This window comes from Streptomyces tanashiensis (assembly GCF_014648895.1).
In the GTDB taxonomy this organism is placed as follows: Bacteria; Actinomycetota; Actinomycetes; order Streptomycetales; family Streptomycetaceae; genus Streptomyces; species Streptomyces tanashiensis.
The window spans coordinates 18,749-33,861 of sequence record NZ_BMRZ01000013.1 but is presented as its reverse complement, the minus strand read 5'-3'; the positions used below and the strand labels follow the sequence as shown (position 1 = coordinate 33,861).

General features: G+C 71.5%; 11 protein-coding genes. 7 read left to right on the top strand and 4 right to left on the bottom strand.

Annotated features, from left to right (window positions below; translation table 11 throughout):
• Nucleotides 1-66: 66 nt before the first annotated feature.
• From IE237_RS29610 to IE237_RS29600, 3 genes are read left to right on the top strand one after another with little or no spacing between them, the layout of a single operon-like run.
• Nucleotides 67-1,428 carry an ABC transporter substrate-binding protein gene (locus IE237_RS29610; protein WP_189805202.1) on the top strand — a complete coding sequence of 454 codons (1,362 nt, stop codon included), beginning with the start codon at nt 67-69 and terminating at the stop codon, nt 1,426-1,428.
• A gap of 10 nt (nt 1,429-1,438) precedes the next feature.
• Nucleotides 1,439-2,749 (top strand): carbohydrate ABC transporter permease, encoded by a 1,311-nt coding sequence (locus tag IE237_RS29605; protein WP_229842969.1) that lies wholly within the window; start codon nt 1,439-1,441, stop codon nt 2,747-2,749.
• Nucleotides 2,746-3,663 (top strand): carbohydrate ABC transporter permease, encoded by a 918-nt coding sequence (locus tag IE237_RS29600; protein ID WP_189805201.1) that lies wholly within the window; start codon nt 2,746-2,748, stop codon nt 3,661-3,663. Before IE237_RS29605 ends, IE237_RS29600 begins: the two co-directional genes overlap by 4 nt.
• A gap of 10 nt (nt 3,664-3,673) precedes the next feature.
• Here the strand turns inward: IE237_RS29600 and IE237_RS29595 are convergent, their stop codons facing one another.
• Complete coding sequence (locus tag IE237_RS29595) at nt 3,674-4,273, bottom strand: TetR/AcrR family transcriptional regulator (protein WP_189805200.1); 600 nt, start codon at nt 4,271-4,273, stop codon at nt 3,674-3,676.
• A gap of 159 nt (nt 4,274-4,432) precedes the next feature.
• Here IE237_RS29595 and IE237_RS29590 point away from each other — a divergent pair, with 159 nt between their 5' ends.
• From IE237_RS29590 to IE237_RS29580, 3 genes are read left to right on the top strand one after another with little or no spacing between them, the layout of a single operon-like run.
• Complete coding sequence (locus IE237_RS29590; protein ID WP_189805199.1) at nt 4,433-5,344, top strand: ABC transporter permease; 912 nt, start codon at nt 4,433-4,435, stop codon at nt 5,342-5,344.
• Nucleotides 5,337-6,134, top strand: coding sequence for an ABC transporter ATP-binding protein (locus IE237_RS29585; protein ID WP_189805198.1), 798 nt, complete (start codon nt 5,337-5,339; stop codon nt 6,132-6,134). Before IE237_RS29590 ends, IE237_RS29585 begins: the two co-directional genes overlap by 8 nt.
• A gap of 26 nt (nt 6,135-6,160) precedes the next feature.
• Nucleotides 6,161-7,573, top strand: a complete 1,413-nt coding sequence (locus tag IE237_RS29580) for a glycosyltransferase 87 family protein (protein WP_370468316.1) — start codon at nt 6,161-6,163, stop codon at nt 7,571-7,573.
• 102 nt (nt 7,574-7,675) lie between these two features.
• Here the strand turns inward: IE237_RS29580 and IE237_RS29575 are convergent, their stop codons facing one another.
• A complete protein-coding gene (locus IE237_RS29575; RefSeq protein WP_189805197.1) occupies nt 7,676-12,643 on the bottom strand; it encodes an NAD-glutamate dehydrogenase in 4,968 nt (1,655 codons plus the stop codon).
• Between the two features lie 430 nt (nt 12,644-13,073).
• On the opposite strand from IE237_RS29575, the gene IE237_RS29570 reads away from it, so the two are divergent.
• The gene (locus IE237_RS29570) at nt 13,074-13,628 is read left to right on the top strand and encodes a DJ-1/PfpI family protein (RefSeq protein ID WP_189805196.1); all 555 of its coding nucleotides are present in this window, start codon (nt 13,074-13,076) and stop codon (nt 13,626-13,628) included.
• Between the two features lie 87 nt (nt 13,629-13,715).
• Here the strand turns inward: IE237_RS29570 and IE237_RS29565 are convergent, their stop codons facing one another.
• Together IE237_RS29565 and IE237_RS29560 are read right to left on the bottom strand one after the other, a co-directional pair.
• Complete coding sequence (locus IE237_RS29565) at nt 13,716-14,372, bottom strand: HAD family hydrolase (RefSeq protein ID WP_189805195.1); 657 nt, start codon at nt 14,370-14,372, stop codon at nt 13,716-13,718.
• Nucleotides 14,373-14,416: 44 nt separating this feature from the next.
• Nucleotides 14,417-14,923, bottom strand: coding sequence for a DUF6912 family protein (locus IE237_RS29560; protein WP_189805194.1), 507 nt, complete (start codon nt 14,921-14,923; stop codon nt 14,417-14,419).
• Between the last annotated feature and the right edge of the window lie 190 nt (nt 14,924-15,113).

Sequence of the window (15,113 nt, the reverse complement as noted above, 5' to 3'; positions counted from 1 at the left end):
GTAGACCTGTCGGACGGACAGCGAAACGCACGGGACAGCGAAGCGCACGGGAGAGACGGGGCAGCGATGCGTACAACTCTTCGTCCACGCAGGACCGCGGTGACCCTCACGGCGCTGACGGCGCTGGCCGCACTCGCCCTCGCGGGCTGCGGAAGCGGGGCCGACAAGGACGAGGGAGAGCCCGCGCCCGACCGCGAACTCTCCCTCAAGGGCGAGAAGATCGAGGTCGCCGCGGTCTGGACCGGACCGGAGCAGGAGAACTTCACCAAGGTCCTGAAGGAGTTCGAGAAGCGCACCGGCGCGACCGTCACCTTCGTGCCCGCGCAGGACCCGATCGTGAACTTCCTCGGCACGAAGATCGCCGGTGGTTCCCCGCCCGACGTGGCGATGCTCCCGCAGGTGGGCGCGATCCAGCAGGCCGCCGCCCAGAAGTGGCTGAAGCCGGTCGGCCCGGAGGCGAAGGCCCAGCTCGCGGCGGACTACTCGCGCGGCTGGCAGGAGCTCGGCGCGGTGGACGGCACCCAGTACGGGGTCTACTTCAAGGCCGCGAACAAGTCCCTGGTCTGGTACAACACCGCCGTCTTCGAGAACGCGGGCGCCTCCGAGCCGAAGACCTGGAAGGACTTCCTCGGCACCGCCGAGACGATCTCGGCCTCCGGCGTGACCCCGGTGTCGGTCGGCGGCGCGGACGGCTGGACCCTCACGGACTGGTTCGAGAACGTCTACCTCTCCCAGGCGGGCCCGGCCAAGTACGACCAGCTGGCGAAGCACACGATCAAGTGGACGGACCCGTCCGTCACCGCCGCCCTGAAGACCCTGGCCGAGCTCTTCGGCAAGCCGTCGCTCATCGCGGGCGGGCCGGGCGGCGCGCTCCAGACGGAGTACCCGGCCTCGGTCACGCAGACCTTCACCGGCGGCGACCAGCCCAAGGGGGCGATGGTCTTCGAGGGCGACTTCGCCGCCGTCAACATCGCCGAGACCAAGGCGGAGATCGGGAAGGACGCGAAGGTCTTCCCCTTCCCGAAGGTCGGCGACGGCGGCACCTCCCCCGTGGTGACGGCCGGCGACGCGGCCGTGGCGCTGAAGGACACCAAGGGCGCGCAGGCGCTGCTCGCCTTCCTGGCCTCGCCGGACGCGGCGAGGATCTGGGCGGCCGAGGGCGGCTTCCTCTCCCCCAACAGGAACCTGGACCCGGCGGCCTACCCGAACGACGTCCAGCGGGAGATCGCCAAGGCGCTCATCGGCGCCGGTGACGACTTCCGTTTCGACATGTCGGACCAGATGCCGCAGTCCTTCGGCGGGACGCCGGGCAAGGGCGAGTGGAAGGCGCTCCAGGACTTCCTGAAGAACCCGAAGGACATCGCCGGGACGCAGGCGCGCCTGGAGGAGGACGCGGCGAAGGCGTACCGGGCCGCCGCGAAGGGCTGAGGGGCCGGACATGCCGCGGATCCCCCGCGGGAGGAGGGTGGTGGCGGCGGGCTTCCTGCTGCCCGCCCTGCTCCTCCTCGGCGCGCTCGTCGTCTACCCGATCGGGTACTCCGTCCGGCGCTCGCTCTTCGACCGCTCGGACTCGTCCTTCGTCGGCCTCGACAACTACCTCGCGCTCGTCACCGACGAGTCCCTCCGCACGGCCGTCCGCAACAACCTGATCTGGCTGGTGGTGGCCCCGGCGGTCGCCACCGCGCTCGGCCTGGTCTTCGCCGTGCTCACCGAACGCGTCCGCTGGGGGACGGCGTTCAAGCTGGTCGTCTTCATGCCGATGGCGATCTCGATGCTCGCCGCGGGGATCATCTTCCGTCTCGTCTACGAGCAGGACCCGGACCGGGGGGTCGCCAACGCCGTCTGGGTCGGGGTGCACGACACCTTCGCCGAGTCCTCCGGCTTCCCGCGGGCCCGGCCGCTGCCCGCGCACCCGCTGGAGGCGGCCGGTGGCGGAGCGTACGTCACGAAGGAGCCGGTACGGGCGGGGGCGCCGGTGCTGCTGCCGCTGGTCGGGGTGGCGCCCGGGCAGATGCCCCGGGACGCCCGCCCCGCGCACGCACCGACCGCCACGGACACGGGCACGGGCACGGACACCGTCACCGGGACGGCCTGGCTGGACTTCACCCGGGGCGGCGGCGGGAAACCGAACGTGGTCGACCCCGAGGAGCTGGGCCTGAAGGGGCTGCGGATCGAGGCGGTACGGGACGGGAAGGTGGTCGCCACGGCCACCGCGGCGGCCGACGGGCGCTTCACCCTGCCCGCAGACCGTGCCGACGGAGCCGTCCTCCGGCTCCCCGCGAGCAACTTCCGCGAGCAGTACAACGGCGTGGAGTGGCTCGGTCCCTCGCTCGTCACTCCGGCCGTGATCGGGGCGTACGTGTGGATGTGGGCCGGGTTCGCGATGGTCCTGATCGGCGCCGGGCTCGCGGCCGTGCCGCGCGAACTGCTGGAGGCGGCACGGGTGGACGGGGCGAACGAGTGGCAGGTGTTCCGGCGGATCACGGTGCCGCTCCTGGCGCCGGTCCTCGTGGTCGTCCTCGTCACGCTGATGATCAACGTGCTCAAGGTCTTCGACCTGGTCTTCGTCATCGCACCGGGCTCCGCGCAGGACGACGCGAACGTGCTCGCGCTCCAGCTGTACCGCTCGTCCTTCGGGACGGACGCGGACCTCGGGGTCGGCTCGGCCATCGCGGTCGTCCTGCTCCTTCTCGTGCTGCCGGTGATGGTGGTCAACATCCGCCGCATCCGAAGGGAGACCCGCCGATGACGACGCAGGCCACCAGGACGGCCGCCGCGACCCGGAAGGCGCCCGGGACCGCCGCCCGGAAGGCCCCGGGCGTCGCCGCCCGGCTCGCCTCCGGGGCCGCCTCCGGTGCCGTCCGGGTCTTCCTCCTCCTCACCGGCCTGTTCTGGCTGCTGCCGACGGTCGGGCTGCTGCTCTCCTCGCTCCGCTCGCCCTCCGACATCGCGGCGAGCGGCTGGTGGCAGGTGTTCACGGCCCCGGCCCGGCTGACCACCGAGAACTACACCCACCTCCTCGCGAACGACACGATCACCGGCTCGCTCCTCTCCACCGTCCTGATCACCGTCCCGGCCACCCTGCTGGTCCTCGTCATCGGCTCGCTCGCCGGCTACGCCTTCGCGTGGCTGGAGTTCCCGGGCCGGGACTGGTGGTTCCTGGGCGTGGTCGCGCTGCTCGTGGTCCCGGTGCAGGTGGCCCTGGTGCCGGTGTCGAAGCTCTTCGGCGCGGTGGGGCTCTTCGAGACCACGCTGGGGGTGGTCCTGTTCCACACGGCCTTCGGCCTGCCGTTCGCCGTCTTCCTGCTGCGGAACTTCTTCGCGGAGATCCCGCGCGAGCTGCTCGAGGCGGCGCGGCTCGACGGGGCGGGCGAGATCCGCCTCTTCACGCGCGTGGTGCTGCCGCTCGGCGGTCCGGCGATCGCCTCGCTGGGGATCTTCCAGTTCCTGTGGGTGTGGAACGACATGCTGATCGCGCTGATCTTCGCGGACTCGCAGTCGCCGCCGATCACGGTGGCGCTCCAGCAGCAGGTGCGCCAGTTCGGCAACAACGTGGACGTGCTGGCGCCGGGGGCGTTCGTGTCGATGGTGGTGCCGCTGGTGGTGTTCTTCGCGTTCCAGCGGCAGTTCGCGTCGGGGGTGATGGCGGGCGCGGTGAAGTAACCCGCGCCGGTCACGCCGTGAGCGCCGCGACCGCCGAGCGCGCGAGCTCGTCCACGTACCCCTTCGGCAGGGGCGTACGGACGACGACGAGGCGCCAGTAGAGCGGGCCGACGGCCAGGTCGAGGGCCTTTCCGGGGTCGGTGCCCTCGGGGAGTTCGCCGCGGGCGACGGCCTCGCGGACGATCTGGGTCATGACGCCCTGCTGCCCGTCGAGCAGCACGGCCTTGACGGTCTCGGCGATCTCGGGATGGCGGGCGGCCTCGACGAGCAGGTCGGGGATGACCTGCGAGGCGACCGGGTGGCGCAGGGCGTGCGAGGCGACTTCGAGGAGGGCGCGCACGTCCCCGTACAGGGAGCCGCTGGCGGGTGCCGGCAGGCCCTGGGCGGCGAAGGCGCCGACGAGGTCGAGGACGAGGGAGAGCTTGGACTTCCAGCGCCGGTAGACGGCGGTCTTGCCGACTCCCGCGCGGCGCGCGATGCCCTCGATGGACATCCGGGCGAAGCCGACGGCCGCGAGCTCCTCGAAGACGGCGGCGCGGATGGCCTCGGTCACGTCCTCGCGGAGTACGGCGGCCCCGGCGGGGGCGCGGCGGGGGGTCGGGTCGGTCATGAACGGCATCCTAACCAACGGCGATATCCCGGAAGCGTTACGACGATACGGTTGCGTTCCGTCGTGGGAGCGTCCTAACCTCCCCGTAGCGACGATACGGACCCGTTCCATCGCCGATGGCCCCACGCGCCCCCGCGCCCTCGTCGAAAGCATCCGCCTGTGACCACGACCCTCGCCCCGCCCGCGCCGCCGGCCGCCCCCGCGGAGGACCTCGGCGCGCTCGCCCGCCGCCACGGTCTGAGCGTCAGCGGCGCCCGCCCCTCGCTCCCCGCCTACGTGCGGCAGCTCTGGTCGCGCCGCGACTTCATCACCGCCTTCGCGACCGCCCGCCTCACCGCCCAGTTCAGCCAGGCGCGCCTCGGCCAGGTCTGGCAGGTGATGACCCCGCTCCTCAACGCGGCCGTGTACTACCTGATCTTCGGCGTCCTGATGAACGCGAAGAACGGCGTGCCCGACTACGTCCCCTTCCTGATCACCGGCATCTTCGTGTGGACCTTCACCGCCAACACGGTCCAGGCCGGCACCCGGGCGATCAGCGGCAACCTGGGCCTGGTCCGCGCCCTGCACTTCCCGCGCGCGAGCCTGCCGATCTCGCTCGCGTTCCAGCAGCTCCAGCAGCTGCTCTTCTCGCTCGCCGCACTCGTCGTGATGCTCGCCTGCTTCGGCGAGTTCCCCACCTGGAGCTGGCTGCTCGCCGTCCCGGCGCTCTTCCTCCAGGCGCTGTTCAGCACGGGCGTGGCGCTCGTGCTGGCCCGGCTCGCGGCCCGCACCCCGGACATCAGCCAGCTGATGCCGTTCGTGCTCCGCACCTGGATGTACGCCTCCGGCGCCATGTTCTCGATCCAGAACCTGGCGGGCAGCGGGCGCTTCCCGGACGCCGTGGTGCTGGCGCTCCAGTGCAACCCGGCGGCGGTCTACATCGACCTCATGCGCTTCGCGCTGATCGAGAGCTTCACCGGGGCGCAGCTGCCCCCGCACGTGTGGGCGCTCGCCGCCGGCTGGGCGCTGCTGGCCTTCGCGGGCGGTTTCGTGTGGTTCTGGAAGGCGGAGGAGACGTACGGCCGTGGCTGAAGCACAGCGGACCCCCACCGTCATCGCCGACGGCGTCCACATCACGTACACCGTCCACGGCGGGCACCCCGGGGGCCGGGGCGGCGCCACCGCCGCGCTGGGCCGGATCCTGAACCGCCGTCCTGCTCCGGCCGGCCGCAAGGTCCACGCCGTGAGGGGCGTCGGCTTCGTCGCGTACCGGGGCGAGGCAATTGGCCTGATCGGTTCGAACGGATCTGGGAAGTCGACCCTCCTGAAGGCGATCGCGGGCCTGCAGCCCGTCGACCGGGGAGCGATCCACACCCAGGGGCAGCCCTCCCTCCTCGGCGTCAACGCGGCCCTGATGGAGGATCTGACCGGCGAGCGGAACGTGATCCTGGGCGGCCTCGCGATGGGCATGAGCCGTACGGAGATCCGCGAGCGCTACGACGGGATCGTCGACTTCTCCGGCATCAACGAGAAGGACGACGCGATCTCCCGCCCGATGCGGACGTACTCCTCCGGGATGGGCGCGCGGCTGCGCTTCTCCATCGCCGCCGCCAGGAGCCACGACGTGCTCCTGATCGACGAGGCCCTGTCGACCGGCGACGCGCGCTTCCGGCGACGCAGTCAGCGGCGGATCGACGAGCTGCGGGCGGAGGCGGGGACGGTCTTCCTGGTCAGCCACTCGAACTCCACGATCACGGAGACCTGCGAGCGGGCGCTGTGGCTGGAGGCGGGGACGCTGCGGATGGACGGTCCGGCGAAGGAGGTGGTGGCGGCGTACGAGGAGTTCACGGCCCGGCCGGGCACGGAGAAAGCGAATAAATAAGACATTGAGGGCTAAAGTGCGGTGGGATGACGAACGATCACCCCCAGTCGCCGCCCCACCCCGGAGGAGAACCCGGAGGTGAACCCTCCGCACGGCCCGGGTCCCTCCAGGAAGGCGAACCCTCCGCACGGTCCGGGTCCCGCCCCGGGAACGCCCCCTCCGCCCCGGCCCGCTCCCGGAGCGAGCCGTCCGCCCTCACCGGGTCCCCCTTCGACTCTGACACCTTCACCTCCGCCACCTTCGTCACCGTCGAGCGCGGCCCCCACCTCGCCCTCGCCGCCGTCTGGCTGCTCACCCGGGCCGGCATGCTCCTGCTCCTCGCCCGCGACGACCTCGGCATCGGCGGCGTGGGCCGCGAGGTGGCCCTCTACCAGTACTGGTACGGGAAGTTCGCCGACGGCACCTTCCCGCCCGACGACGCCACCTGGCAGTACCCGCCCGGCGCGGGACTCGTGATCATGTCGCCGGGCATCCTCCCCTGGCTCACCTACTTCCAGGCCTTCGTCGCCCTCACCCTCCTCGCCGACGCCGTCGTCACGCTCGCCCTCGCCCGCGCCGACAGCGCCCGCCTCACCCACGGCACCTGGATCTGGGTCTGCGGCCTCCCGCTCCTCCTCCACCTCCCGCTCGCCCGGTACGACGTCCAGACCACCGCCCTCGCCGTGCTCGCCCTCCTCGCCGTGGGCGCCCGCTCCACCGCCGCCCACCAGCTCGGCGGGGCCCTCGCCGGGATCGGCGCCATGGTCAAGGTCTGGCCGGCGCTCGCCCTGATCGGCACGCCCCGGGGCCGTACCACCCGGGAGGCCTGGACCGCCGCCGTCGTCACCGCCCTCGCGCTCCTCGCCACCCTCGCGCTGTTCTTCTCCGACTCGCTGGGCTTCCTGCGCCAGCAGGGCAGCCGGGGCATCCAGATCGAGTCCCTGGGCGGCACGGCCCTCGCGGTGGCCCGCGCCACCGGCGTCTGGCCGGGCAGGGTCGAGTTCCGCTACGGCGCCTTCGAGTACGTCGGACCGTACGTCTCCAGCCTCGGCCACCTCGCCCTGCTGCTCACCGTCATCGCCTTCGGCTGGCTGCTCCTGTGGCGCCTCACGGCCCACCGCTGGACCCCCGCCACCCCGCTCGACGCGGCCCTCGCCGCCGTCCTGCTCTTCACCGTCACCAGCCGGGTGATCAGCCCCCAGTACATGATCTGGCTGCTCGGCCTCGCCGCCGCCTGCCTGACCTCCCGCTCCACCGTGATGCGCCCGGTCGCCCTGCTGCTGCTCCCGGCCGCCGCCCTCAGCTCCCTCGCGTACCCCGTCCTCTACGACGAGGTCGTCGCCGGCACCACCACCGGCCTGGCCGTCATGGTGCTCCGCAACGGCCTGCTGCTCGCGGCGGCCCTGCTCGCCGCCCGCCGCCTGTGGACCTCGACCACCGGCGGACCACCCGCCACCTGAACCCGCCGCCGCGCACACGGGAAGGGCCCCGCCGGAACACCGGCGGGGCCCTTCCTCGGAGAGCGACTCGGAGAACGACTCGGAGAACGACTCAGGCGACGACTAGCTGTGCGAACGGAGCAGCGTCCGCATCGTCCGCATCGCCACCGACAGGTTCGCCAGGTCGAAGGTGTCCGAGCCCTGGATCTCCTCCAGGGTCGTCCGCGCGCGGCCCAGGATCGCCGCGTTCTTCTCCTCCCAGGCCTTGAACCGCTCCTCGGGGCTCGTCGTGCCGTTGCCGACCGTCAGGACGTCGGCGGTCAGCGCCGCGTGCGCCGCGAAGAGGTCCTCGCGGATCGAGGCGCGGGCCATCGACTGCCACCGGTCGCTGCGCGGCAGCTCGATGATGCGGTCCATCAGGTCGGTGATCCGCAGCCGGTCGGCCAGGTCGTAGTAGACCTCGGCGACCGCGAGCGGCTCCTTGCCCGTCCGGTCCGCGATCGCGACGATGTCGAGCGTCGGGAAGGCGGAGGAGAAGCCGGCGACCCGCAGCGCGAGCTGCTCCGGCACGCCGACCTCGGTCAGCTCCTCCAGGATCGACTGGTACCACTCCAGGTCCGAGCCGCGCAGCAGCTGCGGCAGCTGCGCCCAGACCTCCTCGACGCGGTCGGCGAAGAACTCGATGGTCTCGGTGAGCTGGAGCGGCTGCGGCCGGTTGTTGAGCAGCCAGCGGGTGCCGCGCTCGACGAGCCGGCGGGAGTGCAGCCGCATCCGGGTCTGGATGTCGGCCGGCACCTGGTTGTCGAGGGCCTCGACGGCGTCCCAGACCTGGCCGAGGCGGAAGACGACCCGGGCGGCGGTCTGCGCGCGGACGATCTCCTCGATCGACGCGCCCGTCTCCTCGCGGAGGCGGTGCAGGAAGGTCGAGCCACCGGTGTTGACGGTGTCGTTGACCAGGACCGTCGTGATGATCTCGCGGCGCAGGGCGTGGTTGTCGACGGCCTCGGTGAACTTCTCGCGCAGCAGCGTCGGGAAGTAGGCGTGGAGCAGCCCGCGCAGGTACGGGTCGTCCGGCAGCTCCGTGCCGATCAGCTCGTCGGCCACCGTGATCTTGGTGTACGCGAGGAGGACGGCGAGCTCGGGCTGGCTCAGGCCCCGGCCGTTGTTGAGGAGCTCACGGATCTGCCGGTCGTTGGGCAGGAACTCCAGGGAGCGGTCCAGGGCACCGTCGCGGCCCAGGCGGCGCATGAACCGCTGGTGGGCGTGGAGCAGGGACGGCGACTGGGCGACGGCGTTGGCCAGGGCGGTGTTCTGCGCGTAGTTGTTGCGCAGGACGAGCCGGCCGACCTCGTCCGTCATCTCGGCGAGGATCTTGTTGCGCTGCTTGACGGTCATGTCGCCCTCGGCGACGAGCCCGTTGAGCAGGATCTTGATGTTGACCTCGTGGTCGGAGGTGTCGACGCCGGCGCTGTTGTCGATGGCGTCGGTGTTGACCTTGCCGCCCTGGCCCTCGGGGCCGCCGGTGCGGGCGAACTCGATGCGGCCCAGCTGGGTCGCGCCGAGGTTGCCGCCCTCGCCGACGACCTGGGCGCGGACGTCCTGGCCGTCGACGCGGATGGCGTCGTTGGCCTTGTCGCCGACGTCGGCGTTGGACTCGGCCGAGGACTTGACGTACGTGCCGATGCCGCCGTTCCACAGCAGGTCGACGGGCGACTGGAGGATCGCCTTCATCAGCTCGGCCGGGGTCATCTTGGTGACGCCGTCCTCGATGCCGAGGGCGGCCCGCATCTGCGCGTTGACCGGGATGGACTTGGCGGTACGGGGGTGGATGCCGCCGCCCGCCGACAGCAGCGAGGTGTCGTAGTCCGCCCACGAGGAACGCGGCAGGTCGAAGAGGCGGCGGCGCTCGGCGTACGAGACGGCCGCCTCCGGGTTCGGGTCGATGAAGATGTGCCGGTGGTCGAAGGCGGCGACCAGGCGGATGTGCTCGGAGAGCAGCATGCCGTTGCCGAAGACGTCACCGGACATGTCGCCGACGCCGACGACGGTGAAGTCCTCGGTCTGGGTGTCGTGGCCCAGCTCGCGGAAGTGGCGCTTGACGGACTCCCAGGCGCCGCGGGCGGTGATGCCCATGCCCTTGTGGTCGTAGCCGGCGGAGCCGCCGGAGGCGAAGGCGTCGCCGAGCCAGAAGCCGTACGACTCCGCGACGCCGTTGGCGATGTCGGAGAAGGTCGCGGTGCCCTTGTCGGCGGCGACCACGAGGTACGTGTCGTCCTCGTCGTGGCGGACCACGTCGACCGGGGGCACGACCTCGCCGGCGACCAGGTTGTCGGTGATGTCGAGGAGCGCCGAGATGAAGGTCTTGTACGAGGCGATGCCCTCGGCCAGCCAGGCGTCGCGGTCCACGGTCGGGTCCGGGAGCTGCTTGGCGACGAAGCCGCCCTTGGCGCCGACCGGCACGATGACGGTGTTCTTGACCATCTGCGCCTTGACCAGGCCGAGGATCTCCGTACGGAAGTCCTCACGGCGGTCGGACCAGCGCAGACCGCCTCGGGCGACCTTGCCGAAGCGCAGGTGGACGCCCTCGACGCGCGGGGAGTACACCCAGATCTCGAAGGCCGGGCGCGGGGCCGGCAGGTCGGGGATGGCCTGCGGGTCGAACTTCATCGACACGTAGGAGTGCGGCTTGCCGTCCGCCGTGGTCTGGAAGAAGTTGGTCCGCAGCGTCGCCTTGATGACGGTGAGGAAGGACCGCAGGATCCGGTCCTCGTCCAGGCTCGCGACCTGGTCGAGGGCGGCGTCCAGCTCTTCGAGGAGCGCGTCGATCAGCTCGGTGCCGGCACGCTGGCGCTCCGGGGCCATGCGGGCCTCGAAGAGGTTGACGAGCAGCCGGGTGGTGTGGACGTTGTTGCGGAGGGTGTCCTCCATGTAGTCCTGGCTGAAGGTCGCACCGGCCTGGCGCAGGTACTTGGCGTAGGCGCGCAGCACCATCGCCTCGCGCCAGTTGAGGCCGGCGGAGAGGACGAGCGAGTTGAAGTTGTCGTTCTCGGCCTCGCCCGTCCAGGTGGCGGCGAAGGCCTCCTGGAAGCGCTCGCGGGCGTCGTCGGCGAGGTAGTCGCCGCCGTTGCCCGTCGCGGCCGGCATCCGCAGACCGAAGTCGTAGATCCAGGCGTGGGTGCGGTCGGCGCAGCGCAGCTCGTACGGGCGCTCGTCGGTCACCTCGACGCCGAGCCGGTTGAGGACCGGCAGGACGGCGGAGAGGGAGATCGGGTCGCCCGTCTTGTAGATCTTGAAGCGGCGCTCGCCGGGGCCCGCGACGACCGGCTCGTAGAGGGAGAGCGCGAAGTCCTTGCCGCTGTCGGCGAGGGTCTCCAGGTGGACCAGGTCGGCGACGGCCGCGCGCGGCGAGTGGTCGGCCTTGTAGCCGTCGGGGAAGGCGTTGCCGTAGCGGCGCAGCAGCTCGGCGGCGCGCTCCTCGCCGCACTCGGCGTTGAGCGCCTCGCCGAAGCCGTCGGCCCAGGAGCGGGTGGCCTCGACGAGCCGGGTCTCGATGCGGTCGACGTCGGCGTCGGTGAGCTTGGCCAGCTCGGTGCCGGGCTTGACGCGGACGACGAAGTGCAGCCGGGAGAGGATCGACTCGGTGTTCCAGGCGGTGAAGTCGACGCTGGTGCCGTCGAGCTCCTCCTTCAGGATGTCGATGATCCGCAGCCGGACGCGGGTCGTGTAGCGGTCGCGCGGCAGGTAGACGAGGGCCGAGTAGTAGCGGCCGTACTCGTCCTGGCGCAGGTAGAGGCGCAGCCGGCGGCGTTCCTGGAGGTACAGGACGCTGGTGACGATGGACTGCAGCTGGTCGACCGGGGTCTGGAAGAGCTCGTCGCGCGGGTAGGTCTCCAGAATCTGGAGCAGGTCGCGGCCGTCGTGGCTGTTCGGCGAGAAGCCGGCGCCCGCGAGGACCTCCTGGACCTTGCGCTTGACGACGGGGACCCGGCGGACGGACTCGGTGTAGGCGGCCGAGGAGAACAGGCCGAGGAAACGGCGCTCGCCGATGACGTTGCCGTCGGCGTCGAACTTCTTCACGCCGACGTAGTCGAGGTACGAGGGGCGGTGCACGGTCGCGCGGCTGTTGGCCTTCGTCAGGATCAGCAGCTTGTGCTCGCGCGCCTTGGCGCGGACGTCCTCGGGCAGCCGGCTGAAGGAGGGCGAGACGGGGTGGGCGTGGTGGCCCTCGCCGTCGGCGCCGTGCTGCGGGTCGGAGCGCAGGATGCCGAGGCCGGTGCCGGGCACGGCGGACAGGGCGTCGCCGTTGACCAGCTCGTACTCGCGGTAGCCGAGGAAGGTGAAGTGGTCGTCGGCGAGCCAGCGCAGCAGCTCACGGGCCTCCTCCACCTCGGTCGGCCGCAGGTCGGAGGCGGTGGGCTCCTCGGCGAGGCCCTCGGCGATGCGCAGGGCGGCATCGCGCATCTTGTCCCAGTCCTCGACCGTCTCGCGGACGTCGGACAGGACACGCAGCAGGTCGTTGGTGATCTGCTTGAGGTCGGCCTTGTCGGTCTCGCGGTCGATCTCGACGTGGATCCAGGACTCGGTGAGCGCGTCGTGCGGCAGCTCGCCGTGGATCTGGGCCGACAGGACCTCGATGAGCTTTCCGGCCACGTCTCGGCGGACGAGGACCTGCGGGTGGATCACGACGTGGATGCCGCGGCCCTGGCGGGACAGCTCGTTGGTGACCGAGTCGACGAGGAAGGGCATGTCGTCGGTGACGACCTCGACGACGGAGTGGCTGCTGGTCCAGCCGTTCTCCTCCACCGTCGGGGTGTGGACGCGCACGCTCGCGGTGCCCTGCGGGCGGTTCTCCGCGAGCCGGTAGTGAGAGAGCGCGGCACCGAACACGTCGACCGGGTCACGGTCGGTGAGGTCCTCGGGCGCGGTGTGCAGGTAGTAGCGCTGGAGGTAGTCGAGCACGGTGTCCCGGTCCGGGCGCTTGCCCGCACCCTCCGGGCCCGTCGGAAGTCGCCCCCCGACCGGGCTGTGCTCAGCTACCCGAGCGGCCCTCTCGAGCAGCTCGGCCTTTGCTTCGTCCAGCTTGGTCTGCATGTCCTCTGACTCCTGTCGCGCGCCGTTGCGTGACGTCGGTGGAAGAAAGGACACAACGCCTCGACGCGGTGATTCCGGTCGAAGTCGACGTTATGCCCGGATGAGAGATGCCCAGGTCGTTATCGGCCACGGAGCGTGGCGCGCCCGGACGGAGAGGATCGGCGAACGCACGGGCGACCCGGCCGCTGTCGCGGACCGGGCGGCAGCCGGGGGCTTCACTGCCCCCCTGGCGTATCGCGCTGATCACGGCAAAAGCCTATCGCTCATGACCCCCGAACCGTCATGAGCCGTATGCGTACAAAAGCGCGGGGGAAGTTTGACGATATGGACAGCGACACGCGTCCTCTCGCCAAACCCCCACGCCGGGGGCGGCCTGTGCGCAAGCATGGTCACAGCACGACAGACCGACCATCTGTGATCTGGGAGAGCCATGGCGAAGATCCTGATCGTGACCGGGGACGCGGCGGAGTCGCTGGAGGTGATGTACCCGTACCAGCGGCTGCTCGAGGAGGGCTACGAGGTCGACATCGCGGCCCCTGCCCGCAAGACCCTGAGGTTCGTCGTCCACGACTTCGAGCCGGGCTACGACACGTACACGGAGAAGCCGGGGTACACCTGGCCCGCCGACCTGGCCTTCTCGGAGGTCGACCCGGGCGCGTACACGGCGGTGGTGATCCCGGGCGGCCGCGCGCCGGAGTACCTGCGCAACGACCCGGAGCTCCGCAAGATCCTGAAGGCGTTCTTCGACGCCGACAAGCCGGTGGCCCAGATCTGCCACGGCCCGCTCCTGACGGCTGCCGTCGGCGGCCTGGAGGGCCGCCGCGTCACGGCCTACCCGGCCCTGGAGCTCGACATGCAGGCGGCCGGGGCGACCTTCCAGGACAGCGCGGCCGTCGTCGACGGCCTCCTGGTCTCCTCCCGGGCCTGGCCGGACCACCCCACCTGGATGCGCGAGTTCCTGAAGGTCCTCCGCGCCAAGGCCTGACGCCCCGGGCCCTGGGGGGTGTCCTGCCGATCGGGCCGGACACCCCTGGGGCCTGACACCCCTCGGGACTGATCCGAAGGACAGGCCCTAGGCCAGCTCCTCCGCGACGGCCACCGCCTCCTCCAGGGAGTCGACGACCGGCACCCCCACCCGCGCGAGCGAGGCCCGGCTGTGCGACCCCCCGGTGTACAGCACCGCCCGCGCCCCCACGTGCGCCGCCGCCAACGCGTCGTCCGCGGCGTCGCCGATCACGACCACCCGCTCCGCCGGGACCTCCAGCGCGGCCAGGTGCCGGACCATGTGCCCGGACTTCCCGTCGGTCGAGGCGTCGGGGCGCCCGTCCATGCGGACGAACCGCTCGGCGATCCCGTGCCGTCGCACCAGCGGTATCAGCTCGGTGTGCGGCGCGAGCGACAGCAGGGACTGCGTGAGCCCGGACTCCTGCCGCGCGGCGAGCAGCTCCGCCGCTCCGATCGTGAGCCCGCAGGACTCGGCCCGCTCCCAGTAGTGACGGTGGAAGGCCCCGTCCATGACGGTCCACTCCTCGTCCGTCGGCAGCCGCCCCATCAGGCGCTCGTAGAACTTCGGCACCGGCACCGTGTACAGCTCGCGGTACCGCTCCAGAGTGATCGACTCGAGTCCGAGCTCGGCGAAGGCCGCGTTCGTCGCCCCGATCACCGCGCCGATGTCGTCGAGCAGTGTGCCGTTCCAGTCCCAGACCAGGTGTTTTCCGTGCTTCCCCATGAAGAGACGGTACCCGGCGCCACCGACACCGAAGACCGGCGGACTCAGCCCAGCAGCCCCGGGATCTCCTGCACCCCGAACCACAGCAGCTCGTGGTCCTCGGCCCCGTCCACGACGAACTGCGCGTCGTCGTCGCCCTGGTCCGCCGCGCCGAGCGCGCCCGCAGCCGCCGTGACGTCCGCCTCGGCGTCGTCCGCGTCGGCGTGCACGGCCGCCGCCTTGGTCAGCGGTACGGCTCCGGCGATGCGGACCTCGCCGATGGAACCGGCGTCGAGCCCCCGGTCGGGGTCGACGGTCGCGTCCTTGTCGGCCACGTCGACGGCGACGACGATCCGGCGCCGGGGGGCCTCGGGGTCGCCGGCGAGGAGCCGCAGGGAGGCGGAGGCGGCACGGTTGAGCGCCGCGTACTCCAGCTCCTCGATGTCGTCGGAGACGTACCACTCGCGCAGCGCGGGGGTGACGGCGTAGGCGGTCAGCGGCCCGGGGCCCAGCTCGCCCGCCTTGTGCGCCTGTGCGAGACCGGGGAGGGTCAGGGGGACGTAGACGCGCATGGCAGGCCGCTTTCGTAGACGGAGAGGCCCTCAGGATACGTGCGGAGTCCCCCTTCGGGGTGGCGGGCCGGGCACACCGCCCGCCCGCCGCGGAAGGCGCCCCGCCGAGCCCCCGAGCCGCAGGAGGAGCCGATTTCCGGCCGGGTCACCCTGATAGGTGATCCGGTTCCGGGGCCGCCCCGCCGCGGCG

Excerpts from the sequence above, each read along its gene's own strand:
- IE237_RS29610 (WP_189805202.1), top strand. The coding sequence starts at position 67 with ATGCGTACAACTCTTCGTCCACGCAGGACCGCGGTGACCCTCACGGCG.
- IE237_RS29605 (WP_229842969.1), top strand. The coding sequence starts at position 1,439 with ATGCCGCGGATCCCCCGCGGGAGGAGGGTGGTGGCGGCGGGCTTCCTG.
- IE237_RS29600 (WP_189805201.1), top strand. The coding sequence starts at position 2,746 with ATGACGACGCAGGCCACCAGGACGGCCGCCGCGACCCGGAAGGCGCCC.
- IE237_RS29595 (WP_189805200.1), bottom strand. The coding sequence starts at position 4,273 with ATGACCGACCCGACCCCCCGCCGCGCCCCCGCCGGGGCCGCCGTACTC.
- IE237_RS29580 (WP_370468316.1), top strand. The coding sequence starts at position 6,161 with ATGACGAACGATCACCCCCAGTCGCCGCCCCACCCCGGAGGAGAACCC.
- IE237_RS29575 (WP_189805197.1), bottom strand. The coding sequence starts at position 12,643 with ATGCAGACCAAGCTGGACGAAGCAAAGGCCGAGCTGCTCGAGAGGGCC.
- IE237_RS29570 (WP_189805196.1), top strand. The coding sequence starts at position 13,074 with ATGGCGAAGATCCTGATCGTGACCGGGGACGCGGCGGAGTCGCTGGAG.
- IE237_RS29565 (WP_189805195.1), bottom strand. The coding sequence starts at position 14,372 with ATGGGGAAGCACGGAAAACACCTGGTCTGGGACTGGAACGGCACACTG.
- IE237_RS29560 (WP_189805194.1), bottom strand. The coding sequence starts at position 14,923 with ATGCGCGTCTACGTCCCCCTGACCCTCCCCGGTCTCGCACAGGCGCAC.